A 25692-nucleotide genomic window follows, 5' to 3' on the forward strand; every position below is an offset into this window, starting at 1 on the left:
ATGTATATACGTGCAACAGGAAACATATCGCCACAAAAAACATTTGGTAATGCACCGTTCCCGGGAGAGGTTGTTGCCTATGAGGGCAACCGCTTAACCTGCATCACGCCGGATTATAAAGAGCTTATTGATCCTAAGCTCATCCGCCGCATGAGCCGGGTGATCAAGATGGGTGTAGCATCGGCCATGGCCTGTTTAAAAGAGGCCGGGGTAACTTCGCCCGATGCCATTATCACCGGAACTGCCTATGGCTGCCTGGAAGATACCGGCGTATTCCTGAGCAAAATGATAGAGCGGGGCGAGGAGCTGCTTACGCCAACATCTTTCATACAATCAACCCATAACACTATTGGGGCGCAGGTGGCGCTGCTGCTGCATTGCCATGAATACAATAACACGTTTGTAAACGGTGGTTCCTCTTTCGAGTGCTCCCTGCTGGATGCCCAAATGCTGTTACAGGAGGGCGAAGCTAAAAATGTATTGGTTGGAGGGATAGATGAAATTACAGACATCAGCCATGCCATACTAAGCCGGTTTGGCTTGTACAAACAAGACAATGTTTCAAACCTCGATTTATATAATACTCCCTCAAAAGGTACTATTGCAGGTGAGGCCTCCACGTTTTTCCTGTTGACTAATGCGGCTTCAGAAAATGCCCTGGCGAAGCTGGATGCCATAACAACCTTTTATAAACCGGGAAGCTTTGAAGAAGTTGAACAGCAGATCTCTTCTTTTTTATCGGCACAAAATATCAGTTTTGACGATATTGATCTGATCATAACCGGTAAAAATGGCGATGCTAAAAATGACGAAATTTACCATCATTTAAGCAAAACCCTGTTTAATAAAACTACCGCTATTAACTACAAGCATCTGTGTGGTGAGTATCCAACATCATCTGCTTTTGCATTGTGGTATGCCGCCCATATTATCAAAACAAACAGCATACCGGGTACGGCACATGCCGCCCCGCTTAAAAAAGTGCTCATTTATAACCACTACCAAAACACCTATCATTCCCTAATGTTGCTATCGGCGTGCTGACATTCAAAAACACCAATATTGCATTGATTGTATTGCTGGCGCTAACCATTGCGGTCGATAAAATGTATGGTGTAAGCTGGCTGATTTATGCGGCAGTCATATTGATTTATTCGCTCATTGTTGCCTACGGCTGCTACTTTGTTAACTCCAACTTTTTCATGCCGATGTATTGCTCGGCAAAAACTACAGAGAAAGTGATCGCCATTACCTTTGATGATGGTCCGGTAGCGGACGAAACGCCTAAACTTTTACGGATACTAAAGAACGCTAATATTGAGGCCGCTTTTTTTTGCATCGGCAAGCGGATAGCGGGGAATGAAGAGATCATTAAACAGCTAAATACCGAAGGGCATATCATAGGCAACCACAGCTTTACACATGCTGCTTTATTTGATATGTACCCGGCAAAAAAGATGCTTGCAGAAATGCGGCAGACGGATAGTGCGCTATACCAGGTAATTGACAAAAAGCCAAGGCTCTTTCGCCCGCCCTATGGCGTGATGAACCCCAATTTAAAAAACGCTATAGTTGAAGGCAATTATTTACCTATAGGCTGGAATGTACGTTCATACGACACCATGAGTAAGGATGCCGATCAATTGTTTAACAAAGTAAGTGCTAAAATTAAACCCGGCGCGATATTCCTCTTTCATGATACCTGCAAAAACACCGTCGCCATGCTGCCCCGGTTTATTGAATTTGCTAACTCCAAAGGCTATAAAATTGTAAGGGTGGATAAAATGCTGGGGCTGCCGCCCTATGCCTGATTAACAAAATACCTCAATCGTTTAGGGCATACTTACCAGCATACAGCTATGCTGAGCAGTTTTGTGCGTATTGTAGATCAATATATTTTTAAGGGCGGAAACTTTACCAGCCTTTTTAAGCATATGTTCAGGAACTGCTACCTGCCCGCTTACAAAATTACAGGCCAGCCAAAGCGCAAATGATGATGCTGTAGGATATTCGCCGCACAGGTGTTTAAAGCGGGCAACGGGCGTTCCGCTATCCAGCAATTGCTCACAGGTTGTATAATAATTCAAGGCACGCTTATCGCCGTTTTCGCCACTTAAAAGGAGGTCTATTTTTTCTCCCTGCGGCAAATTTTTTAACAGGAAATTTTTGATGTGCTCTTTTACAACATCAACATCTGTATTGTGAATGGTGGTAATGGCCTTCAATTGTGCTAAGGCGTTTGTTTTATTATTGCTCACATAAAACATCGCGGCACCTTCGCCAGATAAACTTCCATTGGTATTTGATTTATAGAGATCCTTATTGGCGCAATCTTCTTTTTTAAACCAGTCGGCAAGGGTATCCAACGTGTAATTATTGGCACATATCTCATCAACCCCACCTAACAAATAGGTGCTCTGAGGATTTTCGTTCAGTAACATTGCGGTATCTATCACCGCGTTTTCAAAGGCCAGCCCCCGGTGTACATGCGTAATATTATAGTTTTTATTATTGCTGATCAGCGCAATTTGCGATGATATGGTATTTGGCGTACCCTGTACAAAATTGCCCGGCGTAAGCATATCCTCATCATACTCGATGATCTGATTCAAAAACTTACCATTTTCTTCCATCCCGCTTACCTGGGTGCCAATAATAATTCCGTCGGGTTGGGTACTATCAGCAAGTAGGGGGAGTGCTGCTCCGCACCCCATCCTCGTGCTCTTGCTCATACGGCGTATGGCATTAGCCGTAAAAGCAGGGTAGGGAGGCTCTAAAACTTTTAATTTATTATCAACGGATGCTTGCAACTGTTCAATATCGATATCGCCAAAAGTTTGTTGGGGCGATATGCAATTGGTTTTATTGATATAGAACATCATGCCTTTGAAAAAATTAATGATGTACAATTACCACCAAAACCAAACGAGTTCGACATGACGTGATTTATTTTTGCCGGCTTATAAGCCAAAACAGGCTGCACTCCAATACCTGTTATAGGCTGCTTAAAATTCAAATTCGGATATAACTCCTGCCTGTCAATATTCAAGATACTATACACCGCCTCAATAGCGCTGGCTGCACCAAGCGTATGCCCGGTAAACCCTTTTGTAGATGCAAAATTGGGCAGGGTGCCAAACAGGTTTAACATCGCACGGCTTTCTACCTCGTCATTATTTTCGGTACCGGTGCCATGCGCGTTTATAAAATCAATATCAACGGGGGTTAAGTTAGCATTGCCTAAAGCATTCTTCATCGCCAAATATGGACCATCGCCCCCTGGCGATAATGATGAAGGATGATAAGCATCATTGGCATTACCATAACCGCTCACCGCCGCGTATACTTTTTTATCGCCGGCATCGGCTTCTTTTTCCAATACCAAAAACGCCGCGCCTTCGCCTAAATTAAGTCCCTTGCGGTTTTCATCAAATGGTGTACAAGCTTCATCAGATAGGATGCGGAGTGCGTTAAAGCCATTAACAGTAAATTTTGCAAGGCTATCTGTCCCGCCAACAATTACCCGCCGGGCCAATCCATTCTTTATCAACCGGCAACCATACATAATAGCATTTGCCGATGAAGAACAGGCCGTGTTCATGGTGTTTACCACCCCGGTCATTTTATAGCGGGATTGTATGAACAGGTTTACCGATGCGTAATCATATGATCCCACATATTCAATATTTTCATGATCACCATGCGTATTAGCATAAAGCTCATCCGTAAGGCACATGCCGCCAACTGTGGTTGCGCCTACCAGCGCGGTATCATCAGCCGTTAGTTGCTCATCTGTTAACCTCGCATTAGCAATCGCTTCATTAAAAGCATGAAGTGCCAGCAGGGTAGTGCGGGTAACACCGGGCTCCGTAACATGAAGCCCTGCTCTCAGATCCCCGGTACTCATCAAAACCTCAGCAAATGGCAGGATACCCGCATACCGCGAAGGAAAATTACCGCCACCTTTTATGATACCGGTTTTTCCATTTACCAGCGCAATATGATTTTCATCTACGGAATTACCAATAGCACTGATCACTCCCATACCGGTTACCAGGATCCTGTCCAATGTTTTAAGCTTTATTTTTCTCTGTGTTGTTCAATATATGCAGCCATCGTGTTTACATCAATCAATACTTTACGCCCCTCTTTGGGATCTTGTATATTGATGCCGTACTCCCGCTTCAAAAGCACAATCAGTTCCAGCGAATCGATGGAATCAAGGCCCAGGCCATCACCAAATAACGGCTCATCGTTTTTAATGTCTGCCGGCGTAAGGTCGGTTAAGTTAAGGAATTGAATGATCTGAACCTTTAACTTTTCCTTTAATTCTGCTATTTCCATCATTATCTATATTAAATTTTTTCTTTTTAAACCAAGGTACGTTACCGCCTGAAACGCTATGGTAATAGCCACCAGTGGTATTATACTAATCATTACATCCTTTAAGCCCGCACCCTCTAAAAATAAGCCATAATATGCTTGTATACACCAATGTAATGGCGATAACTGACTAATTGTTTTTAATGCGCCCGGCATTACAAAAGATGGCACCATTAAACCGCCAATGGCAGCTAATATTACAATAGATACCGCCCCGAAACCGTTAGCCTGTTCCTGGGTATTTGCAAAAACGCCAATGCAAATGGCATAGCTTACCGCACAATACCCACATGCCAAAGTAACAATAAACAGGCCGAAAATGTCGGCTGGCAAATTCAGGGCCGGTAAATTAATATACGGAAAAAACCACAACCCCAGTGAAAATATCACCAAAGCCTGGAACATGGTAACACCCAAATAAGTTATTTGCTTTGATAGCAGCCCCACCGCGTAATTGGTTGGCAATGTTTTTAGCCTGATAAAACTGCCACTTACCTTTTCCCTTACCACGCTACCGCTTAACGACATGATGATGAAGAACATGGCAAATATTGTCCATGCCGGTACATTGTGCTGTGTCGCGTTTGGCGCTTTTAAGCTGCCGTTTTTTGAAACAGGAACCTGGTTAATCTCGGCTTTGCCATTCAGCATTTCGTTTTCCAGTTGCTGCGGCATCTCCTTTTCGTTAATGGCAAAGTAAAGTGTGCGCAAGGTTTCCCGGCTCTCTACAATTTGCAGGGCACTTGCCAGGGCGCCGTTTACCGAAAACCGTATTGATTCAGGTATCGATGGGTTGTAATATAATATAAGCGGCGTGGCCCCTGTTAACTTTACTTCTTTGGCAGAATCGGCCTGCAAGCCAAAACTTTTCAATGCTTTGTTTGATGAGCTGTTGGCTTTGGCTTCTATTTTAGCCGAAAAATCCGAAGGAATGGTCACGGCCAGCATGGCATCGTTAGCGTGCATTCCATCGGCAATTTGCTGCGCATTTAGCTTTTTATCAACCTGCGCCACCTTAAACATCCCTATCTTATTGATGGTAGCTATCAACTGTGTACTTAACTTTCCAGCATCTTTATTACAAACCACTACTGTAAGCTTGTTTTTATTCATGAGCTGAAAAGTGCTGTTCTGTATGGTGGTTACTACAATAACCAAAATCACAGGCATAATAAACATAAGTGAAATGCCCACCTTATCGCGCAGCAAAACCCTCACATCTTTTACTATGGAAGCCCAGAGTTTAAACATTAGTTTCTGAAATCCTTTCCGGTTAAATTTAAAAACAGATCTTCTAAATTCTGATGGTCATATTCTTCCAACAGCTTATCTAAATTACCCTCTCGTACAATTCTGCCGTTATCAATTAAGGCTATCCGCTCGCACAAACCCTCTGCCTCACTTAACTGGTGCGATGTGTATATTAACGTCGTGCCATTGTCATTTAACTCTTTTAAATAATTGATGATAGCGTGCCGTGTTTGCACATCAACCCCTACGGTTGGTTCATCTAAAAAAAGTATCTTGGGGTTATGGATCACGCCGATAGCCAGGTTAATCCGTCTTTTCATACCGCCACTAAAATTCTGAACAGGTTTATCGCTTACGTGTGATAAGCCCAGAATCTCCAACAACTCTTTAGTGCGTTGCGCTATCTGTTTGCTGTTTAAGCCATACCAGGCGCCAAAAAACTCCAGGTTCTCTACCGGGCTTAACTCCTGGTAAAAAGAAAAATCTTGTGGTACAAAACCAAACAGCTTATTTACCGCCTTGCTTTTTGTACCGATGCTGTGCCCCAGCAGTTCTATCTTTCCTGTATCGGCAACCAGCAAGCCGGTCATCAAATTCATTAACGTGGTTTTGCCGGCTCCGTTGGGGCCAAATAAGCCAAAACGTTCGCCTTCGGCTATTTTTAAATTAAGGCCGTCATAAGTAATTCCGGAATTACCAGGATAATGAAACCCCAGGTTTTCGATATTTACAGCTAAGGAGCTCATGACTGCCATTTTATATTTTTGAGAACCGTAAAGGCGTTTCTTTCAATTTCGGCTATCTCAAACAAGTAATCGCCCATCACATTAAAATCAGCCTGACTGCCAATACGCCCCTTGTATATCCCTGCTGCCTGCACCGCGGCTGTTCGCCACAGATCACCGGCCTGGGTAAACATTTCTGATGCCTGAAGCAAGGTATCATTGGGCAAATAATCATTTGCTTGTTGTAAAAACGCGGCATATATATACCTGAAACCACCGCCACCGGTGCCAATTTCCTCCTGCATCCGTACCAGTTGCGCCAGGTAAAGACCGGCATCATGCAATCCTAATTTATCGCGCCAGCCTTTAATTTTATTGCCGGTATATTTTATACCATTTACACCAGCAAACCAACCGGGAATGGATAACATATTAAACACATTTTTTTTGATGCCGCTTTTGATGGCGCTTCTTATTTGCTCATCAGAAATTTCATTTTGATTACCCGGATAATACAATTGCCCCCTGGGTGCTAATGCTCCTTTGGCAAAACGCACACGCTCCAACTCATAGCTGGTTAGGGTTGTGGCATGTTCCATAATTGGATCGCTGATTAGGTAGTTATCATCTTCCTTACCAAAAACAATCAGGTTATGGGCATTAAAGTGAAACCGGTATTCTTTCGGGAAGTACGACAGGTAGTAAACTCCCACCTGGCAACCCACCGGATTGCCGGCATTAAGGCTCTCCAATAAAAAAGATTCGGCCCTCTCTTTTGAGCTGAACTTTTTCTGCACCACCGGCACACCCAATGATTTACATGTACGGTTAAATATAAAACCAGGCATCGACCTAAATGCGATGGACGGCCCGTTGTTCACCTTTATCAGGGGCACGTATACAAAAAACAAGCCGGCACCAATGCCAAAAGCCAGTGGCTCGGTTATTTTACCGTTTGATATTTTCTTTAATAAATTACTGGTAACTCCCGATTCGCAATGTGCCGCCTGTCCGTGTTCAAAATCAATCTTCATGCACATCCATACTTTTTAGCTCGTCGACCTTTACGTTAAAGGCCGCGGCATATTTTTTCAATTTTGTTTCTGATAGTTTATTAAATACTTCGGGTTTTAAATGGCGCTTTATCTGCCATTTCCAAAACCCGGTATAATCGGCTAAAATACTAAAGTCCATCAGTCTTAACTCCATAAAAAACAGGAGCGGACTGGCCTCATTATTTAAAACCTGTTGTTTTGCTTTAGCAATGCGCCCATCAATCTCCTCCCAGGCTACATCAAGCGCTTTTATTTTAACATCCCAGCCGTTGCTTAGCTGGGTAACATACTTTCCTGTACTATCGGTTGCGTAGCATACTTCCCTGGTTATTTTTCCAAGCGAACTCAGGTCCTGGGGTACGTTTTCTTTTTTCATGGTATATACACCTTTCCGCTTAACATACGGTAAGCATCGCATACATATACGAGAATCTTGAACTCTCGGGTACCAAAAGCAGGATCTTTTCACCCACCTTCAGTTTACCGCTATGAAACAACTCGTTAATCATGAGGTAAACCGATGCGGCCCCAACATTACCTACGGTAAACAGGTTCATGAACCATTTTTCGTAAGGGATGCCACCGCCGTATACCTCAACCATTTCATAAATTTTCGGCCTGAAAAAATCGCTGGAGATATGTGGCAAAAAGTAATCAATATCCTGGGTTGTTAACCCTCTTCTTTCAAAGATCTCTTTAATTTTCTGCCCTCCAAGCGGAACAATGTTATCGCTCAGTAAGCTAATATCCTGCTTCACGCTAAAGATAGATTTGTTCTTGATCTCTTCGGGTGTAAAATCCATAAATCCCTTCAGGCTGCCATCGTCCTGCTTTTCGGCGCCCATGTACATGCAGGCATCCATTTGGTTGGCGTATGATACACCCTCAATCCATTCTACCCGCAGGCTCAGGCCTGTTTCATTAGGTTTATCGGTCATTAAAAATGCCGACGCACCATCAGATAGCATCCACCTTAAAAAATCCTTTTGAAACGCTATGTATGGATTCTCAGTAAGCTCCTTCAATTTTTGAGCTTCTTCCTCAAATACATCAGAAACCAATAAGCCCGAAAATTTTTCAGATCCGGTTGCTACCGCCTGCTTAACCTCGCCCGATTTGATGGCCAGGTAGGCATATTTTAAAGCGTGCATTCCTGCGCAGCAAACACCAGATGGCGACACTACTTCAATAGCACCAGCCTCTGGCAACCAGCCATGTGTCATTACACCGTGGCTCGGCATCATTTGGTCTGGCGATGAGGTGCCGCATGATAGTAATTCCGTTTCCTCTATTTTGGCTTCGGTATTTTTAAATAGTTCCCTTACCGCCAGGGCTGTCATTTCCGCATTGGTATGGGTAGATTTTTTATTTTTATCTAAAGCGTAATACCTGGTTTTAATGCCATTGTTACGCAGCACAATTTTTTTTGATTTTGATGGTTTGTTGTCAATATAACCCAAATACAGTTCCATATCATCACTCGCGACAGGCTCGTTAGGAAGAAAAGCAGATGTAGTATTTATATAAACCTGATTAAAAGACATGTAAGTATTAATTTAGTTGTAAATAGTAGTTCTTTCTGGCTTCGATTCTATCACCAAAAAATGGTCGTATAAAAATCATATCCAGAATTAATAATATAGGTGCACCAATAAACAAGGCAATAAAAAGATAATATTTAAATGCCGCAATCCAGGGCTCCTTTTTTTTGCGTTTGGCAATAAATTTAGCCCATACTGCAAAAATAATTTTCGCCTTTCCCTCAATAAACATCAGCGGGTATTTTATGTGAACCGCTTCAAGGTTCATGAGTTCGTATTGCAGGCTTTCCCAGTATTCCATATTGATCCTGAAGGCTATCGCCCGCCCAAATTTAGCGGTATCTAATATTTCCTGCTCATCAATACCGGGCTTAGGGAATATATTAAGATAACGTTCTTTTTTACCGGTTAGCATCCAGTAAAAAATGGTAACAAAACTTATGGGGTTAGGATTTCTATCAACCAGCGCTATATTGCCTACCAGTTTAGCCCCCGCATCCTGGAGAGATTTGCGAACCCGTTCAAAAGCATTTAACCACATGTTGCGTGCGGCGCTGATGGTAACAACCGGTGTACCTTTTAACACTCTTAAAAAATCCGGGTGGTTAAGCAAGGAGTTTGAAGGAATACTTGGCGATAAAAACCAGGGCTGATAACCCAAAATAATCAGATCGTACTTTGTTTCTTTTAAGGTAAAAGGCTGAATTTGGGCCGGCACACTTAAAACACAATCGGGCATCACATTAAAAAAACTGGACCCCGTCCATGGAAAAGGATAATTATCCACCATTTTTATAACAACCTTTTCAACCGAAAAGCCTTCATCAATAATCGGCTGGGTAAATGAGTCGATGATTTCGCCCATCTGTCCGGATTGGGTATAGTAAATAACTAAAACTTTTTTATCCATTACGCTGCCGGTTTAAGGTCTTCTGTGTGCAACACCTTTGAGGTTTTGCTATAGTCAACTACCGCACGTTGTACAACAGGCGATAGGCTGTTAAAGTTTTTTACTACCGTATTTTTATCGTTTTCAATATCTGCACGGTAATGAACAATTTTGGGGGCCTTTTCCTGGATCACCAATCTAAGGAAATGCAGATCGGTATTATCCGGATCGGCAAGTAAGGCTGTTTCCAGCTTTATGCGTCCGGCTTTAAAAAAGCGTAGTTTATCTTTAGGCTTACCAACCAGGCTGGCTTTTTTCATTAATAAAGCACCTTCGTACCCCTCTTTCAGGTCGGTACCTGCATCGGTAAAAACGGATAGTTCCTGGTTTATTTCATCCACATTATCAGATGCCATTGCTTTATAAAAAGCGGCTTTCTCCAGCTTTTGCGCCCAGCCCTTTGTACTTCCGGCAAGCAAAATCCCCAGGAATAAACAAACAAAAGTAACGGGCCTTTTTATATAACTCTTCATAAACCTAACCAAATGTAATAAATAATACGTGCAGCACAAACCAACTGTTGCTTTACCAATATAGTAGTATGCCCAACCTTTTAATCGGCAATTAGTTTTAATTTTTTACCGTTAGCTGAATTAAAGCAACACGATATAAGATATTTTATATTGATAATGGTTTAACCTATAGCCTAATAAATAGCATTTGAACCATTAAAAATCGGTTTTCTTTCGCTTACTTTGGGGTTTGAATTTTTTTGAGGAACTTAATAGCATAAATATTTAACAGTATCTTCCCAAGCATAAAGTATGACATTAGCAATAAGCGGTTTACATGGATAAAACTCAACAGTTTGCTGGCTCCTGGGCTGTAATTTTAGGCGGATCAAGTGGCTTTGGGTTTGCCGCTTTACAAAAGTTAGCAGCGCATGGCATGAACATTGCCCTTTTATACCGGGAAACTGCTATTACAGAAAAACCGCTTAAAGAACAACTAACTCAAATAGCAGCAGAACACAGCGTAACCATTTTACCTTTTAATATAAACGCACTTGAACAAACCGGTCGCGATTTATTTTTAAAACAATTTGCCCAGCTTGCTGTACATAAACATTGTGTTAAGTTATTGCTGCATTCCATAGCCCGTGGTAATTTAAAACCATTGGCAGCAGGAGCCAATAACGACCCCGTTCTTTCAATTGAAGATATACAGGCAACAACCTACGCCATGAGTAACAGTTTATTGGACTGGACAAGGCTGCTGTTGGATGCTGAGCTTTTTAACCCTGATGCCCGGGTAATTGGTTTAACCAGCGATGGCGTTCATAAATACTGGGAAAGCTACGCGGCGGTATCCATTGCAAAGGCATCACTGGAGAGCCTTACCAGGTATATGGCAGTTGAGTTTAGCCGTTACGGATTAAAAACAAACCTGATACAGGCGGGAGTTACCGAAACGCCATCCTTAAAAAGGATTCCGGGCAGCGATAAATTGATAACACTGGCCGCGGCTAATAACCCAATGGGGCGCATAACTATGCCAACAGATGTGGCAAATGTAATTTACATGCTTTGTACCGATGAAGCATTTTGGATAAATGGTTCACTAATTCATGTAGACGGGGGTGAACATTGTTTGTAATTATTAGTTTTTGATACATGATGAATAACCATATACTTAATCATTTACCCTATAAATCAACGTTTCGCTTTATTGATAACATTACATCGTTGAATGAGGATGGTGTTACGGGCGATTTCACGTTGAAGCAGGACGCCTTTTTTTACGAAGACCATTTTGAGGGCAACCCGGTTACACCCGGTGTTATCATTACAGAAATTATGGCCCAGATAGGATTGGTGGTACTGGGTATATTTTTAATATTGAAGGAGCCAGGGAACGATTTTACCAGCGACTCTTCCTTATATCCTGTACTTACCTCAACCGATGTTTCTTTTTATAAAATGGTATTACCCGGTCAAAAAGTTACCGTTATTTCCAAAAAACAGTATTTCCGTTTTGGAAAACTGAAGTGTACTGTGGAGATGCTGGACAGCTCAAAGGAGATTGTAGCAAGAGGAACATTTGCCGGCATTATTAAACATATTGACTTAAAATGAGCAGGCGTGTTGTAGTTACAGGAATGGGCGTTGTATCGCCAAACGGAATAGGCATCAGCGCTTTTTTAAACGCCATACAAAATGGCATATCGGGCATAAAATTTATGCCGCTTTACGAAGAATTAAAGTTTAGCTGCCAGGTTGCCGGCAAACCCGCCTTTGTATTAGAAGATCTTAAAAATAAAAACTACATATCCGAAGTTACTTTTCATGGTTTAAAAGGTACCAACATCGGCTATGGCTTAATGGCCGCCCTTGATGCCTGGACAGATGCCGGCTTAACTTATGATACCGATGAGCCCCGCTGGGAAACCGGATGCATTTTTGGAAACAGCGTTTCTGATACGGAGGCCATGAAAAATGTAATTACCCGGGTTGATAACAAAGAGGTGAAAAAATTAGGCTCGCGCGTGGTTGAACAAGCCATGAACAGCGGTGTAACCTCCTATATATCGGGCAGGCTGGGCCTGGGTAATAAGGTGATCACCAATTCGGCAGCCTGCGCAACGGGTACGCAGGCCATTTTAATGGGATACGAAACCATTAAAGACGGTTATGCTAAACGGATGCTGGTTGGCAGCAGCGAATATGTGGATACCTATGTATTCGGTTCGTTTGATTCTATGCGGGTACTATCCCGTAAGTTTAACCATGAGCCAGAAAAGGCATCACGCCCCATGAGCGTAACGGCCGGCGGCTTTGTTCCCGGATCGGGCGCAGCAGCATTGGTTTTAGAAGACCTTGAATTTGCCCTTGCACGCGGCGCAACAATTTATGCCGAAGTTTTAGGCGGATCAGCCAACAGCGGCGGTCAGCGCACAGGCGGATCAATGACGGCAGCCAATCCGCTGGGTGTAATAAGATGCATAGAGGAAGCCATGGCCAATTCCAAAATCACGGGGCAGCAAGTTGATCTCATCAGCGGCCACCTTACTGCCACAAATGCCGATATGCAGGAAATTCAAAACTGGTGTAAGGCCCTGAACAGATCAGGAGATGATTTTCCGTTGATGAATTCCCTCAAATCAATGATCGGTCATTGCTTAAGCGCGGCTGGGTCTATTGAATCTGTGGCATCAATATTGCAAATTGTACATGGGTTTGCACATCCAAACATTAACCTTGATGACCCTAATCCGGAAATAAGTAAACATATCAACTTAAACCGTTTGCCTACTTCTGTAGTCAATAAAGATATAAATATAGTTGCTAAGGCCAACTTTGGCTTTGGCGACGTAAATACCTGCTTAATATTTTCTAAATTTAACCCTGATGACACGACAAGAAATTTTAATTGAACTAAGAAAAGTTTTATCGCCATATACCCTTGATAAAGAAACACTGGCTAACATTGATGAAGGCACCAACCTTATTACAGACTTGAAAATAAACTCGGCCAATCTTGTTGATATCATTATTGACGCCGAAACTAAATACAACATTGAAATAGATTACGACGCTGCCGATAAAATGGTAAATGTGGGCGGCTGTATTGATGTAATAGAAGAAAAGACAAACCAGCAAATATGATCATAAGTGCCGGTAATGATATTGTAGACCTTGGTACAATTAACGCTACGCGTACAAAAGAACCAAGGTTTTATACAAAATTTATTACCGGTACCGAAACAGCATTATACAACCAGCCCCACCTGGCCGATATGCCGTTTGAGTATTTTGTATGGATGCTATGGTCGGTTAAAGAATCTGTTTACAAATTCATACAAAGGCACCATCCCGGCCTTGTTTTTTCTCCCTCAAAAGTTACTGTTGAACAAATTGAATTGCAACGGGAGGCTTCCATCCCGGCAATAACCCAAGCCCAAATTGAAGCTAAAGGCTTTGCCGGGCTAACTACTTATAACAGTATTATTGCCTTTGGTACAGATAACTTCTATTCCATATCGATAGTCAATTCAAATTATATAGCTTCCACTGTAAACAACAGCAAGGATTTTGAAAATATATACTGGGGCATTAAACATATTGACCAAACCGAGCCTGAATACCAATCAAGAGCGGTAAGGCAATTCCTTTTAAAACAGCTGGCTTCTGTTTTTGACACGGATGACTTACATATTATTAAAAACAGTTCCGGATGCCCGGTTTTATTCAATGGAGATAATAGGGCAGATATCCCGGTTTCATTGGCTCATCATGGTCATTATGTAGCTTATGCTTTTCCTAATCTCCAATAACAATACTATATAGCTCCAGGAGTTTTCTGTAAGTTTATATCCTCCAATCAGCAACATTTAGCGCCCCGATACGTAAAACACCACCTGATTATCTGTTTGTTTACGAAACCCAAACCATGCTGTTTGTTTAACCGTAAAACGCGCAACGACATCTATTATATGAAAAGATCTGTTAAGTTAGTGCTGTTAGCTGTAGCCTTTGTTGCTGTAGGGCTGGGGTATTATTTTAACAAGCGATATGCCTTAGAGAAAAGATATGCATCGGTACCCGAAAAACGGCACAAGAACAATATTTTACGGATAGGGATCATCGGCGATAGCTGGGCAACCGGCATTTCATTGGATACCATCATAAGCGATGAGTTTTTAAGGCGCGGTATAAAAACGGAGGTCATTTCCTTTGGCGAGCCGGAGGCAAAAACGAAAGATATTTACGACAATTTATACGCCGGACCGGGTACACCTTATTCAAGCAGTGAGATACTGCATCATAACCTTGATTATTGCATAATTTTGGCCGGGACAAGTGATGCAGCGGGTGAAATGGGCGCAAAGTTTTATGCCTATTACAGTTCGCTTATCATTGGCGATTTGGCAAAAAACAATATTGAGCCTGTTTTTGTAACCATGCCCGATTTTGGTTTTAAGGAGGTTACCGATAGTTTAGGAATATTAAAAAAAGTGCGTAATGAGGTAAGCTCATTAATTATTGATAACGGCAGCACCGGAAATTTGGATGATTACCGCAAGCAGGTAAGTGAAGTTTTAAAAGACACCCACCTACAGGATTCTGCCATTGTGGTTCCCTTTAACCTGGTATGCGATAACTATCAAAAACATAAGATATTGTATCGCAACAACAGCCATCTTTCAACTGCCGGGAAGCAAAAAATGGGAAGAATTATAGTGCAGTATATTTTAAATAAAATAAATCAGGGCAATTTGCATTCGCCACCAGCCGGAATAGGAGCACCCAATATTGCCAGTTCAAAGCCGCTGGCCAATATACGCCGCTCAGGAAGTTAAGGCCGCTATCTTTTTAATATCGCGATAACAGATATACAGCGGGATAAAACCAAAGATGCCAAAACAGCAATCGATACAACGCCAGTAAATGGGGATTCCCCGGATTGGTCCTGCAATAAATGCCAGCGGGAACACCATAACACAAGCTATCATCCCGAACTGGATTATCCAGATATTTTTAACCGGATCTTTTAACGGACCAATAAACACGGTGGCAATAACCAGATGACCAAATGCCAGCCAATCGGTACCATAACTCAAATAGGGATAGTTTTCATTGGTTGTTTTTACCGCCAGGTAAACCTTTATTAACCAATCCTGCATAAAGGATGGAAATATATTGGCGTGTGCTGCAAAAAACGCCAGTTCGCTTTCAATTGGGAAAGCCGTAACGCCACTTAATACCAAACCGATGATGAATACAATAACCCAGGTTTTTACTTTTTTCCGCAGTTGCAGTTCGGTTTGTATCATGGGCTGAAATTAAAGATTATTTCGAGCTTGTATAAAACTTTCTGTGGTACCCGCGCAGATTTATACAGAAACCAATTCAATAGTTTTTTCTATATTTGTTTTAAGGAAATGGTGTCTTCCTATTTAACCGCCCTAAAAAGCTGATGGCGCCTACAATAATTAACCCGTGGAATTTATTCCGCGCTAATTTTTTGTAGGTGAAAAAACTGCTGATCAAATCCATTTTAAAGACATCCCGCCGTTTAATACAGCGCGTTTTTCCTTTCTCCCATTCAATATCATTTAAGGTATCCGGCATCAATATTTCTGTATTGAAGTTTCTCTGCATCGTTAACAATCAATCAATTTTAAAACTAAATTAGCATCGCCATAAAATGAACGATAAAGAATTCCTGTCAGAGCATTTTTCGATAGTGAAAAACCTGTTGAGGTGGACACTCCTCATCATCCCCATTGCAATTGCCATTGGCAGCATGGTAGCCTTGTTTTTATGGCTGCTTAACTGGGCCATCCATTTCAGGTTTCAACATCCTTACCTGTTGTATTTTTTACCTGTGGCGGGTATTGCTATTTACTTTACATACAAACTATTTGGCGGATCATCCGAAAAAGGGAACAACCTGATCATAGATGAAATACATCAGCCGGGATGCGGTGTACCAAAACGCATGGCGCCGGTTGTATTGATCACCACTATTATTACCCACCTGTTTGGTGGCTCGGCAGGGCGCGAGGGCACAGCGGTACAAATTGGCGGCAGCATAGCCCAGGCCTTTGCACATTGGTTTAAACTGAATGAAGCCGACACCAGCATTGTATTAATTGCAGGTATTGCCGCAGGCTTTGGGGCGGTATTCGGCACACCACTCACCGGGGCCATATTTGCCATGGAAGTTTTAACTATCGGCCGCATACAATACAACGCGCTGTTACCCTGTTTAATAGCCGGTATTTTTGGCGATATTACTGTTGCTATATGGGGTGTTCACCATACAGCGTATCATATTGATACCTTCGCCAACACAGCCCATTGGTATTCAGCCTATACCTCCTTTGATTTTTTACTCCTGGTAAAAATCATTATTGCATCTGTTGCCTTTGGTTTAGCCAGTTACTTATTTGCCTACATGGTTCACGGAATAAAAGCGTTTTTTGTAAAACGCGTTCGCAAGCCCTGGCTTATTCCGGTAATTGGCGGCTTAATCATCATTGGCTTAACTGCCCTGTTGGGCAAACCCGATTACCTAAGCCTCGGCATCGACCCTGAACATGCCGGCGCTGTCACCATTCCATCGGCCTTTAACGCCGGCGGCGCCAATACCTGGAGCTGGCTGTGGAAAACCATCTATACTACAACTACGCTTGCAACCGGCTTTAAAGGTGGCGAGGTTACGCCCTTATTTTATATTGGAGCCACCCTGGGCAACACCTTATCCGTGATAATGGATGCGCCGGTTAGCCTTTTCGCCGCATTGGGTTTTATCGCCGTTTTCGCAGGTGCCACCAATACACCATTGGCCTGTACTTTTATGGGGATTGAGCTTTTTGGCAGCCAATACGCGCTATTCTTCGCGGTGGCTTGTTTCACGGCTTACTTTTTTAGTGGGCACTCGGGCATTTATGGATCTCAGCGAATAGGGGTTCCTAAAACCATCAGCCAGTTTTCTGATTCGGCTACCATATCAGAAGCCGGTAACCGAAGGCAGAGTTACGTGCAAAAAAAGCTGGAGAAGTATAAAATAAAGGCTAAAGATAAAAAGGGCTAATTCTGTTAATGTCCCCTCGGGGTCTCCTTGAAAAGGGACCCTGAGCCGCTTGCTAAGTATAAAACTATGCATATCCGATCTGCATAACGCCTCAGGGTCTCCTTGAAAAAGGACCCTGAGGCCGCTTGCTAAGTATAAAACTATGTATATCCGATCTGCATAGCGCCTCAGGGTCCTCTATCGAGAGACCCTGAGGGCACAAAATATAAACTAAAGGCTAAAGATAAAAAGGGCTAATTCTGTTGATGTCCCCTCAGGGTCTCCTTGAAAAGGGACCCTGAGGCCGCTTGCTAAGTATAAAACTATGCATATCCGATTTGTATAACGCCTCAGGGTCCTCTACCGAGAGACCCTGAGGGCACAAAAGATAAAAAGGGTTAATTCTGCTGCCCAGGCTTTTTAGCCGAGCTTTTAACTGTATCCTTTACCGCCTTAACCGGCTCTGGCAATTTAGCGGGCGGCGTTTTAGCCACCGTGTCTTTCACCGTTTTAATAGGCTTCTGTTTGGTAGTATCGGTTTTAAGCAAACTATCCTTGCCCATTAATGATGGCTTTTTCAAACTATCGGCAGCTGTGCCTTTTACTGGCTTGGTTACAGGCACACCCGGTTTGCCTTTTGCCGGCGACTTACCTCCCGGCAGTTTTACATCAGTTGTTTTGTGCGGCGAAATGATAGACTCCTTTGATATTGGCCTGTCCTTAGGTTTCCAGATAAAACCTTTTAATATTTTATCATCATCCACCACTTTTTTAATAGGCAGATACCTATTCTCGGGTTTGGTTTGGAGGCGAATATTGGTAAGTTTACTCTTCCTGAATGATACCACCATACGGCTGCTGAGGGATCGCTGCATTCCCTCCACGGTGTTGCTCACACTATCCCGTTTAAAGTAGATGCTTTCGGCATTGCCAACGGTGTACATCTTATCCAGCTTATCATCTTTAAAAAAGCCGCGCATTTTTTTACCACCCATCTGGTTAAAATGCAGTGAATCGTTCTTTTCAAGGTTTACAATAAATGCCGATGGAAACAGCTCCATATTATCCATCTTTTTGTTCCGCATTTGTACATATATCGTGTCGCCAGATAGTTGCGAGCCCTGGGTCCAAAACATGGGTTTCACATAGCACCTGATGGTTGAATCACTGTTACTGTAAAAAATTGAGTCGGCCTTACCCTGCAGATCCGATTTAAATAATTTAGCGTTGTGGTGCGCTATCAGGATCCTTACACGGGCGGTATCCTTCAAATTAATTTCTCGTTGGGCAAATACCGGGTCGCGTTTAATTTCTTCGGTACGTATACTATCCTGCTTTGCTTTTCTTACAGCCGTTACCTTATCTTTTTTTATTTGCGCCGAATCTACTATCACCTTGGGATGCCCAAAATAATCAGTGTGCCTATAAGTGGTATCCTTAGGTATAGAAAGCCTGCGCGCTACCAATACCTTTGATAATTTCTTAATCTCAACTATCTGTTTCCTTGCTGCCGCCGATGTATCACGAACGTAAGCATAGGCCTGGCGTTGCTTTTCCTGGTAAAGCTTCAGGTTTTTATAAGTCATTATCTGGGTTTCCAGCGTATCGGCCGTCATGTAAACAGAATCTCGTTTTATTTTTCCGGGCTTGGCGGTATCGGCCGGGGCCTTTATGTTTTTTGTATCCCTGCCGGGTTTAACCGCTGCAGCTACCTGTGCTAAACTGGCTATCTTCTTTTGGGCATCAGCCGGCTTAATATTTTTAGCCTGGGCTGCTGCTTTTCGTATTACGGAATCAATTTTGGTTGAATCTTTTTTGGTGAGGTTAGGCTTCAGTTTCTCCGCCATATTTGCCAGCTCCATAGCGCTTTTTATTTGGCCCGGCGTAATGGTTTTATTGCTTACTGCCAACTTGCGTACCGACGAATCAATTTTAGCCGAATCTTTTTTTGACACAATGCCATTAGGTTTAACCTGCCCAGCCAGGTTTGCCATGTTGGTTATCTTCATGGTATTGGCCGGCGCCTTTAGTACTTTGTTTTTAGTTGTAAGCGGCATCGGGGGAGGCACCGAGTCTGTTTTGGTGGTATCTTTTTGTTCGGTAACCAATACCATGTAGGCGTTTTTAGTAACCACGGTGCGCTCATCGGCCTTAAAGTAGGTGGCCAAATCGCCTTTCATGGTTATTTTTTGCTCCCTATCAATAAAGGTGATGTTTTTAACTGCCCGGCCATATCCTTTCAGCTTATCGTAAAACAAACTATCACCTTTTAATGATTTTGTGCCTTGTTTATACTGGTTTTTTTTGCCAAAAAAAGCTTGTTCCGTTACGGTGTTGTACAGGCCGTTCTCGGTATACAAAGTATCTTTGTCCTTTTTGCCATAAATATTGGTAGGCCCATAAAAATAGGCGATCCGGGTACCTGTATTATACTTCATGGTGTCGGTTTTAATAACGGCATCCACCGTTGTTAAAACCACATCATAACGAAAATATGAATCGCGCGAAAAGGCAAAGTAGTAGCCATTTTTGCTGGTAAGCACATTGTCCTTATTGATAAGCTTACCACCGCCGGTGTAAGTTCCTATGCGGGTTGCAGTATTGTAGGTGAGGTAATCGGTAGTAAGCGTAGCATCCTTATCCACCATTTTAACATTATTAGTTAAGATGGCAATTTTTGTATTCCCGTTATAGTTTAACTTGTCCGAATAGATATTCAGCGTATCGCCCTGGTTAATGTTTACATTACTAAAAGCATCAAAGGCATTATCCTGGGGATAAAAATAGGCGCTATCTGATCGCAGGATTGAAAAATCCTGTTTAAAAACCCCTTTATAAACCTTGATAACATCGCGGCCATTTATCTTTGTGCCAGTGCTGCTTGCTGATTGTATCAGGTTTACAATTGATTTTTTTTGCCCCATAACGGTGGCTGCCATCATCAATAACAAAAAGCTTAAAACATATTTTCTCACTGTGGCAAAATTAGTTTTTTGTTGGGGTTATTAAATTAATAATTTTGATGAATGCTACCAGTTACCCAGTTTGTTAATTTTATTGAACAAAATGCCTTGTTTACCCCAGGCAGCAAGGTTTTGGCTGCTGTAAGCGGTGGTATGGATTCTGTTTTAATGACTCACCTGTTAAAAGCTGCGGGAATTAATTTCAGCATTGCCCATTGTAATTTCCAGTTACGGAGCAACGAAGCCCTGCGCGATCAGGAGTTTTGCAATAACCTGGCTAATAAACTGCGGGTACCTTTTCATACCATCAATTTTGATACCATAGCATATGCCGCCGAACATAAAATATCTATCCAGATGGCCGCCCGCGATTTGCGTTACCAATGGTTTGATACTTTATGCCAGCAATCAGGCTACCAGGCCATTGCGCTTGCACACCACCAAAACGATGCGATTGAAACAATATTGTTAAACCTTACCCGCGGAACCGGCATTGCCGGCTTACATGGCATATTACCTAAAAACGGTATGCTGGTGCGCCCGCTGTTATTTTTAAAGCGCGAAGAAATAGCCGCCTTTATTGCCGGTAACAAATTAGATTTTGTGGAAGACAGCTCAAACGTTTCTGCAAAATATGCCCGCAATAAAATAAGGCTTGAGGTTATCCCCAAACTAAAGGAGCTTAACCCATCGCTTGAAAAAACGTTCGAAAACAATCTGAAACATTTCAGGGATCTGGAACTCCTGTTAGATAACCAGGTTGCCGAGTTAAAGAAAACGCTGTTGCAATGGGGCACCGATGAAATATTTTTGCTTATTGATGAGGTTAAAAAATTAAACCCCGCGCGTTTGCTCCTGTTTAAATTATTACAGGAATACGGTTTTAATGAAACCACCGTTGATGATGTGCTATCGGTACTGAACAAGCATTCGGGCCGGATCTTTGAATCAACGGGATTTTTGTTGGTACTTGATCGCGAAAGGCTGATCATCAAACAAAAGAAAACCGGGGTACTGGAACCGGTAAGCATATTTGAGCAGGAGCATGAGGTTTATTATGGCACATATAAGCTTAATTTACTGCATGACGATAGCCCGCTGATTATAAAAGATAACCCACTGGCAACATCAGTTGACGCGGCTTTGCTGGTATATCCGCTTACGGTACGGGCCTGGCAGGAGGGCGATTATTTTTACCCGCTGGGGATGAAAGGACGAAAAAAACTGAGTGATTATTTTATCAACCAGAAATTATCCTTACATCAAAAGGAGGAAGTACCCATCCTGGTAAATGGCAATGGCGATATAATTTGGGTGGCAGATTACCGGCCCGATGAAAGGTATAAAGTAAACAATAACACTAAAAAAGTTACTATATTCGAATTGTACAAATTATGACGAGCGAAAAAACTGTATTTGTAGAAAAGCAATACCTGGGCCGCGAATTTATCCCAATTACCATACGCCTGGTTTTGGCCATGTTTTGTTTTGCAGCCTACTTTTTTACCGACGAGCGTGAGCGCAACGGCGATTTGTTGGTGGTAGTTGGCTTCGCTATTATCATCATATCCATCATTATGGGTTTTCTGTTGCATTATAGTACCACGGTTGAAAATAAAAGCATCCGCCTGAGCGGCTTATGGACTGCCCGCGTTGTAAAAATTGATCTTAATGGCATTGTAAAAGTCGAAAAAGGATTATATAGCCGCTACCTGTTTAATAACCCGGTTTATAACCTGCATACCAAAGGTACTATCCGTTTTTATGCTGCCGGTAATGATGCTATTCATTTAACCGATAGAGACGGCATGGTTTATATTATAGGTTCCCAGCATGTAAATGAATTTTTACGGGCAATTACGGATGAGATGAAAAAGTAAACCCTCTTTAATGCTTAATGTGGAAAAAACCTATTAATGCGTTATAGTCCATTAAAATATGGCAAATGATCAGCATTTTTAAGTTACGGTATTTATAGTAATGGTAGCCAAAAACCAAGCCGATCCATACAGGCATTAATACATTTATTATGGTACCATAACCTGCATGTAATAAGCCGAAAAGCACCGCGGTTATTATTATAGGTAAATGTTGGTTTTTAAAAAATAGCTGCAGCCGCGGTATCATGTATCCCCTGAAAATTAATTCTTCCAATACCCCCGCAGTAAAAACACCAAATAATTTAGCCGGAAAACTTAATTTAAGCATCAATAACATAGCATTGCTTACTTTAAGCGTACCCCATAATTTAATTGGCAGGGCAATTATTACGGCGCCTATCAGTATGATCAGCAAAATTGCGAAAATAGACAGGATAGAAAAGCCTATCGAATAACGCTTCTCTCCCCATAATAAAAGAGGTTGTTTTTCTTTGTTTAAAACGTACCAGTAAATAACAGCAAAACATAACCAAAATGCCAACCGGCTTACCACAAACCGGGTATCCATTGATAAACGTTGAACGGTAAGCATGCTGAACACCTTTGAGCCAACCATAAAGCATAAAAGCAATACCACCGTTAGCAGCAGGCTATAAATTATGGTGGCGTGGTGGTTTTTACGGATAAATTGTATCATTAAGGCTTGTTTACCAATGATACTAAAAATAAGCAATAATAACGCGGTTGATTTTTTTTAAGAATGGTGGTTCCCCTCTGGGGTACCAATCTTTTGTTTATGATTTTCTACAAAGCTTTTGATCCTCTGGATCAATCAAATCGCTAATCCAATCTCATAAATTTTGGCTGTTCATAGCCTTTTGATCCTTCGGATAAACTATCACACTTCTATCGAAAAAATCACACCAGATGCTAAGCTGATGTGCACAGCTTGCATGAAAGTTGCATAAGATTTCTCCTCGTACCTCGTTCGATGACATCGTTTTCTAAATACAGTATGAGAATAAAAAAGATATGCTCACACTATAGCTGATCCAGAGGATAAAAAGCTTTGTAGAAAAATACACGCTATTGTTTTGTGCTCCAGAGGAGTACCACCCCAGCAGATGAAAAACATGTACTAACCGGGCCGCTACTCATGCCCCATAACCTCCACCAACTGTTCAATAAATAAAATAGCTGCTTTTTTACGGTAAACCCCTTTTTGCCAAAGGATATAGGATTGCCGTTTGATGCCTTTGGCCGCTATAGGAACAGCTACAACCTTATCCCAGCCTATTAAGGCCTTTTCATTAAGCACTGTTGCCCAATGGCCGTTTTGAATCAGCGATAATAAGGAGTGCATATCATTCAGCTCGATCCTGATATTTGGAGCGATCTTGCCTTTGTAAAACAAGCCATTAATGAACTCCCGGGAGCTAAAGCCTTTACCGGGCAATATCAGCTCTTGTTGGGCCAACTCTTCCAAACTTATTTTTTCGAGCTTAGCCAGCGGGTTATCTTTAGCAACCACCATAACAATACTGGAACTGAACAGCACCTGCATTTCCAGGTCTTCATCGTCAGACTGGTTGTGAAATGCCAGGATCATATCCAGCTCTGCCAGTCTCAATTTTTTTTCCAGTTCCTCGGGACTGCCATAAGTGATAAAGATCTTTATACCGGGATATTTATTTGAGAATGGCGCAAGGGCCGGTAATAGCAACGAAGTAAAGGCATAAGATACCCCTAAATTTAATTCGCCGGTAGCTGCATTGTTTAACTCTGTAATGGCCTGTTTTCCTTTTTGTACGTCGTTGAGTATTTTAGTTGCGTGGGTTAAAAATATATGCCCGGCTTCCGTAATGCGCACATGCCGGCCTATTCTGTCAAACAAAAGCATTCCTAACTCATCTTCCAGTTGCTTTATTTGTTGGGATAGGGTGCTTTGGGTAATAAATACAGCCGCGGCAGCTTCTGTGAAATTCATCGTTTCGGCAGCCTTAACAAAATATTGTAACTGTCTAAGTTCCATAATCAATCGTTTTTACCGATCATTTTCATTAAAACAATCTATTTTACAAATATATCATCATTGCGGATATTTGCATCATAAACAATTTCAATAGTCTTACATTAAGGTCTCCCCTGAATTTGCTTGTGTTATGAATGAATAAATGAACATTTTCCGCTCTCTCAAATACCGTAATTTCAAGTTGTTTTTTTACGGTCAATCTATATCACTCATCGGTACCTGGATGCAAAAAACAGCAGTAAGCTGGCTGGTTTACAGGCTTACCGGCTCGGCAGTATTGCTGGGGATAGTTAGCTTTGTTAGTTTGATCCCGTCACTAATCCTGGCACCATACGCGGGCAGCATTGTTGACAGGCATAACCGCTACCGCATATTGGTTATTACCCAGGTAGTATCTATGCTACAGGCAGGGGCATTAGCCTTTTTAATATTATTTAAGTTTTATAACATCCCCGCCATTATTGGCCTAAGCCTGGTTCAGGGTATCATCAACGCCTTTGATGTAACCTGTCGTCAATCCATCATGGTAGAAATGGTTGAAGATAAAGCCGATTTGCCCAATGCCATAGCGCTAAATTCTACCATGACCAATTTTGCACGTATAGCAGGCCCCGCTGTAGCAGGTATTATTTTAAGCACTTTTGGAGAAGACTTTTGTTTCTTCGGCAACTTTTTAAGCTACATCCCCGTGCTGGCCTGTTTGTTTATGATGAAGTTGAATACTACCGTAATAGGCAAACCGCAAAAAGGTATCTGGGCCGAATTACAGGATGGTTTTAAATATGTATCCGGCGATCGCGACCTGAGCAGCCTCATCCTGATGCTTACCATAAGCAGCTTATTTGTTATCCCCTTTAATACCCTGATGCCTATTTTTGCAAAAGATATTTTTAACGGCGATGCCAAAACTTTTAGCTGGTTTGAAAGCGCAGCCGGTGTAGGATCAGTGATCAGCGCAGTTTACCTGGCCAATTTAAAAACAGGTAAAAACCTGGTAAAGATCATCATTACCGCAAGCCTCATTTTTGGATCAAGCGTGTTAATGGTGGCTTATGCAGGCAAGCTGTCTTTTGCTTTAATCTTTATGGGTTTTACCGGTGTGGGGATGATGGCGCAAACATCGGCTATCAATACCTATATCCAAACACATGCAATACCAGCCATGCGGGCGAGGGCTATAAGCTATTACGTAATGGCCTATCAGGGAATGATACCCGTTGGTAGCCTTTTGGTAGGCTGGCTGGCCAATGAGCGCGGGCCAAGGCAAGCGGTTTTCATTGAGGGCGTAATTGGGTTGCTGGCTACAGGTGTTTTTGTTTTGTATAAGAGGAGGCAGGGGGCCGAAGATAGGGTTAACGGCAAGGCTATGCTGGCTAAGTAGTCATTAGGTTAATG

The 25692-nt window shown here is 42.2% G+C and carries 26 protein-coding genes and 1 riboswitch; of the genes, 12 read left to right on the forward strand and 14 right to left on the reverse strand.

The features are described from left to right. Both AC1DYB_RS08685 and AC1DYB_RS08690 read left to right on the forward strand, forming a co-directional pair. Entirely contained in the window at positions 1 to 1044 is a 1044-nt protein-coding gene (locus tag AC1DYB_RS08685; protein ID WP_477434108.1) for a beta-ketoacyl synthase chain length factor, read from the forward strand. Then, entirely contained in the window at positions 1038 to 1811 is a 774-nt protein-coding gene (locus tag AC1DYB_RS08690) for a polysaccharide deacetylase family protein (RefSeq protein ID WP_477434110.1), read from the forward strand. The genes AC1DYB_RS08685 and AC1DYB_RS08690 overlap by 7 nt, the downstream gene beginning before the upstream one ends. Positions 1812 to 1832: 21 nt before the next feature. On the opposite strand, the gene AC1DYB_RS08695 is transcribed toward AC1DYB_RS08690, so the two are convergent. Genes AC1DYB_RS08695 through AC1DYB_RS08740 form a run of 10 tightly spaced genes read right to left on the reverse strand, consistent with a single transcriptional unit; the run spans position 1833 to position 10377 of the window. Further along, positions 1833 to 2882 (reverse strand): hypothetical protein, encoded by a 1050-nt coding sequence (locus AC1DYB_RS08695; RefSeq protein ID WP_477434112.1) that lies wholly within the window; start codon positions 2880 to 2882, stop codon positions 1833 to 1835. Further along, positions 2879 to 4069: a beta-ketoacyl-[acyl-carrier-protein] synthase family protein gene (locus tag AC1DYB_RS08700; RefSeq protein ID WP_477434114.1), complete on the reverse strand. Its 1191-nt coding sequence runs from the start codon at positions 4067 to 4069 to the stop codon at positions 2879 to 2881. The genes AC1DYB_RS08695 and AC1DYB_RS08700 overlap by 4 nt, the downstream gene beginning before the upstream one ends. An 11-nt stretch (positions 4070 to 4080) precedes the next feature. Continuing rightward, positions 4081 to 4347, reverse strand: a complete 267-nt coding sequence (locus AC1DYB_RS08705) for a phosphopantetheine-binding protein (protein ID WP_295720582.1) — start codon at positions 4345 to 4347, stop codon at positions 4081 to 4083. A 3-nt stretch (positions 4348 to 4350) separates the two neighbouring features. Next, entirely contained in the window at positions 4351 to 5634 is a 1284-nt protein-coding gene (locus AC1DYB_RS08710; protein ID WP_295720583.1) for an ABC transporter permease, read from the reverse strand. Next, positions 5634 to 6380: an ABC transporter ATP-binding protein gene (locus AC1DYB_RS08715; RefSeq protein WP_295720584.1), complete on the reverse strand. Its 747-nt coding sequence runs from the start codon at positions 6378 to 6380 to the stop codon at positions 5634 to 5636. Before AC1DYB_RS08715 ends, AC1DYB_RS08710 begins: the two co-directional genes overlap by 1 nt. Beyond that, complete coding sequence (darH, locus tag AC1DYB_RS08720; protein ID WP_477434116.1) at positions 6377 to 7393, reverse strand: BtrH-related acyltransferase DarH; 1017 nt, start codon at positions 7391 to 7393, stop codon at positions 6377 to 6379. The genes AC1DYB_RS08715 and darH overlap by 4 nt, the downstream gene beginning before the upstream one ends. Further along, positions 7383 to 7790, reverse strand: a complete 408-nt coding sequence (gene DarG, locus AC1DYB_RS08725; RefSeq protein WP_295720588.1) for a flexirubin biosynthesis protein DarG — start codon at positions 7788 to 7790, stop codon at positions 7383 to 7385. The genes darH and DarG overlap by 11 nt, the downstream gene beginning before the upstream one ends. Before the next feature lie 19 nt (positions 7791 to 7809). Next, positions 7810 to 8958 (reverse strand): dialkylresorcinol biosynthesis protein DarB, encoded by a 1149-nt coding sequence (gene darB / locus AC1DYB_RS08730; protein WP_295720590.1) that lies wholly within the window; start codon positions 8956 to 8958, stop codon positions 7810 to 7812. A 7-nt stretch (positions 8959 to 8965) separates the two neighbouring features. Beyond that, a complete protein-coding gene (locus AC1DYB_RS08735; protein ID WP_477434118.1) occupies positions 8966 to 9865 on the reverse strand; it encodes a hypothetical protein in 900 nt (299 codons plus the stop codon). After that, on the reverse strand, positions 9865 to 10377 hold the full coding sequence (locus tag AC1DYB_RS08740; protein WP_477434120.1) for a hypothetical protein: 513 nt from the start codon (positions 10375 to 10377) through the stop codon (positions 9865 to 9867). Before AC1DYB_RS08740 ends, AC1DYB_RS08735 begins: the two co-directional genes overlap by 1 nt. A gap of 316 nt (positions 10378 to 10693) precedes the next feature. Here AC1DYB_RS08740 and AC1DYB_RS08745 point away from each other — a divergent pair, with 316 nt between their 5' ends. The 6 genes from AC1DYB_RS08745 to AC1DYB_RS08770 all read left to right on the forward strand — a co-directional run bounded on the left by AC1DYB_RS08745 (position 10694) and on the right by AC1DYB_RS08770 (position 15203). Further along, entirely contained in the window at positions 10694 to 11500 is an 807-nt protein-coding gene (locus tag AC1DYB_RS08745) for an SDR family oxidoreductase (RefSeq protein WP_477434122.1), read from the forward strand. Positions 11501 to 11517: 17 nt separating this feature from the next. Beyond that, a complete protein-coding gene (locus AC1DYB_RS08750) occupies positions 11518 to 11979 on the forward strand; it encodes a 3-hydroxyacyl-ACP dehydratase FabZ family protein (RefSeq protein ID WP_295720596.1) in 462 nt (153 codons plus the stop codon). After that, complete coding sequence (locus tag AC1DYB_RS08755) at positions 11976 to 13277, forward strand: beta-ketoacyl-[acyl-carrier-protein] synthase family protein (RefSeq protein ID WP_477434124.1); 1302 nt, start codon at positions 11976 to 11978, stop codon at positions 13275 to 13277. Before AC1DYB_RS08750 ends, AC1DYB_RS08755 begins: the two co-directional genes overlap by 4 nt. After that, positions 13252 to 13509 carry an acyl carrier protein gene (locus AC1DYB_RS08760; protein ID WP_295720600.1) on the forward strand — a complete coding sequence of 86 codons (258 nt, stop codon included), beginning with the start codon at positions 13252 to 13254 and terminating at the stop codon, positions 13507 to 13509. The genes AC1DYB_RS08755 and AC1DYB_RS08760 overlap by 26 nt, the downstream gene beginning before the upstream one ends. After that, positions 13506 to 14177: a 4'-phosphopantetheinyl transferase family protein gene (locus AC1DYB_RS08765; protein ID WP_477434126.1), complete on the forward strand. Its 672-nt coding sequence runs from the start codon at positions 13506 to 13508 to the stop codon at positions 14175 to 14177. The genes AC1DYB_RS08760 and AC1DYB_RS08765 overlap by 4 nt, the downstream gene beginning before the upstream one ends. A 159-nt stretch (positions 14178 to 14336) precedes the next feature. Next, entirely contained in the window at positions 14337 to 15203 is an 867-nt protein-coding gene (locus AC1DYB_RS08770; RefSeq protein WP_477434128.1) for a hypothetical protein, read from the forward strand. Here AC1DYB_RS08770 and AC1DYB_RS08775 read toward each other — a convergent pair. Then, on the reverse strand, positions 15192 to 15677 hold the full coding sequence (locus AC1DYB_RS08775; protein ID WP_477434130.1) for a hypothetical protein: 486 nt from the start codon (positions 15675 to 15677) through the stop codon (positions 15192 to 15194). The genes AC1DYB_RS08770 and AC1DYB_RS08775 overlap by 12 nt on opposite strands. Positions 15678 to 15772: 95 nt before the next feature. Next, positions 15773 to 15837, forward strand: a riboswitch (Fluoride riboswitch). Between the two features lie 214 nt (positions 15838 to 16051). Here AC1DYB_RS08775 and AC1DYB_RS08780 point away from each other — a divergent pair. Further along, the gene (locus tag AC1DYB_RS08780; protein WP_477434132.1) at positions 16052 to 17443 is read left to right on the forward strand and encodes a voltage-gated chloride channel family protein; all 1392 of its coding nucleotides are present in this window, start codon (positions 16052 to 16054) and stop codon (positions 17441 to 17443) included. Positions 17444 to 17820: 377 nt separating this feature from the next. Here the strand turns inward: AC1DYB_RS08780 and AC1DYB_RS08785 are convergent, their stop codons facing one another. Continuing rightward, positions 17821 to 20397 (reverse strand): OstA-like protein, encoded by a 2577-nt coding sequence (locus AC1DYB_RS08785; RefSeq protein WP_477434134.1) that lies wholly within the window; start codon positions 20395 to 20397, stop codon positions 17821 to 17823. 51 nt (positions 20398 to 20448) lie between these two features. On the opposite strand from AC1DYB_RS08785, the gene tilS reads away from it, so the two are divergent. Further along, positions 20449 to 21783 (forward strand): tRNA lysidine(34) synthetase TilS, encoded by a 1335-nt coding sequence (tilS, locus tag AC1DYB_RS08790; RefSeq protein ID WP_477434136.1) that lies wholly within the window; start codon positions 20449 to 20451, stop codon positions 21781 to 21783. Further along, positions 21780 to 22265 (forward strand): hypothetical protein, encoded by a 486-nt coding sequence (locus AC1DYB_RS08795; protein WP_295720614.1) that lies wholly within the window; start codon positions 21780 to 21782, stop codon positions 22263 to 22265. Before tilS ends, AC1DYB_RS08795 begins: the two co-directional genes overlap by 4 nt. 7 nt (positions 22266 to 22272) lie before the next feature. On the opposite strand, the gene AC1DYB_RS08800 is transcribed toward AC1DYB_RS08795, so the two are convergent. Together AC1DYB_RS08800 and AC1DYB_RS08805 are read right to left on the reverse strand one after the other, a co-directional pair. After that, positions 22273 to 22962, reverse strand: a complete 690-nt coding sequence (locus AC1DYB_RS08800) for a CPBP family intramembrane glutamic endopeptidase (RefSeq protein WP_477434138.1) — start codon at positions 22960 to 22962, stop codon at positions 22273 to 22275. A gap of 453 nt (positions 22963 to 23415) precedes the next feature. Beyond that, the gene (locus AC1DYB_RS08805; protein WP_295720617.1) at positions 23416 to 24297 is read right to left on the reverse strand and encodes a LysR substrate-binding domain-containing protein; all 882 of its coding nucleotides are present in this window, start codon (positions 24295 to 24297) and stop codon (positions 23416 to 23418) included. A 142-nt stretch (positions 24298 to 24439) separates the two neighbouring features. On the opposite strand from AC1DYB_RS08805, the gene AC1DYB_RS08810 reads away from it, so the two are divergent. Further along, complete coding sequence (locus AC1DYB_RS08810) at positions 24440 to 25678, forward strand: MFS transporter (protein WP_477434140.1); 1239 nt, start codon at positions 24440 to 24442, stop codon at positions 25676 to 25678. Positions 25679 to 25692: the final 14 nt, after the last annotated feature.

The sequence above is a fragment of the Mucilaginibacter sp. P2_A4 genome (assembly GCF_056405015.1).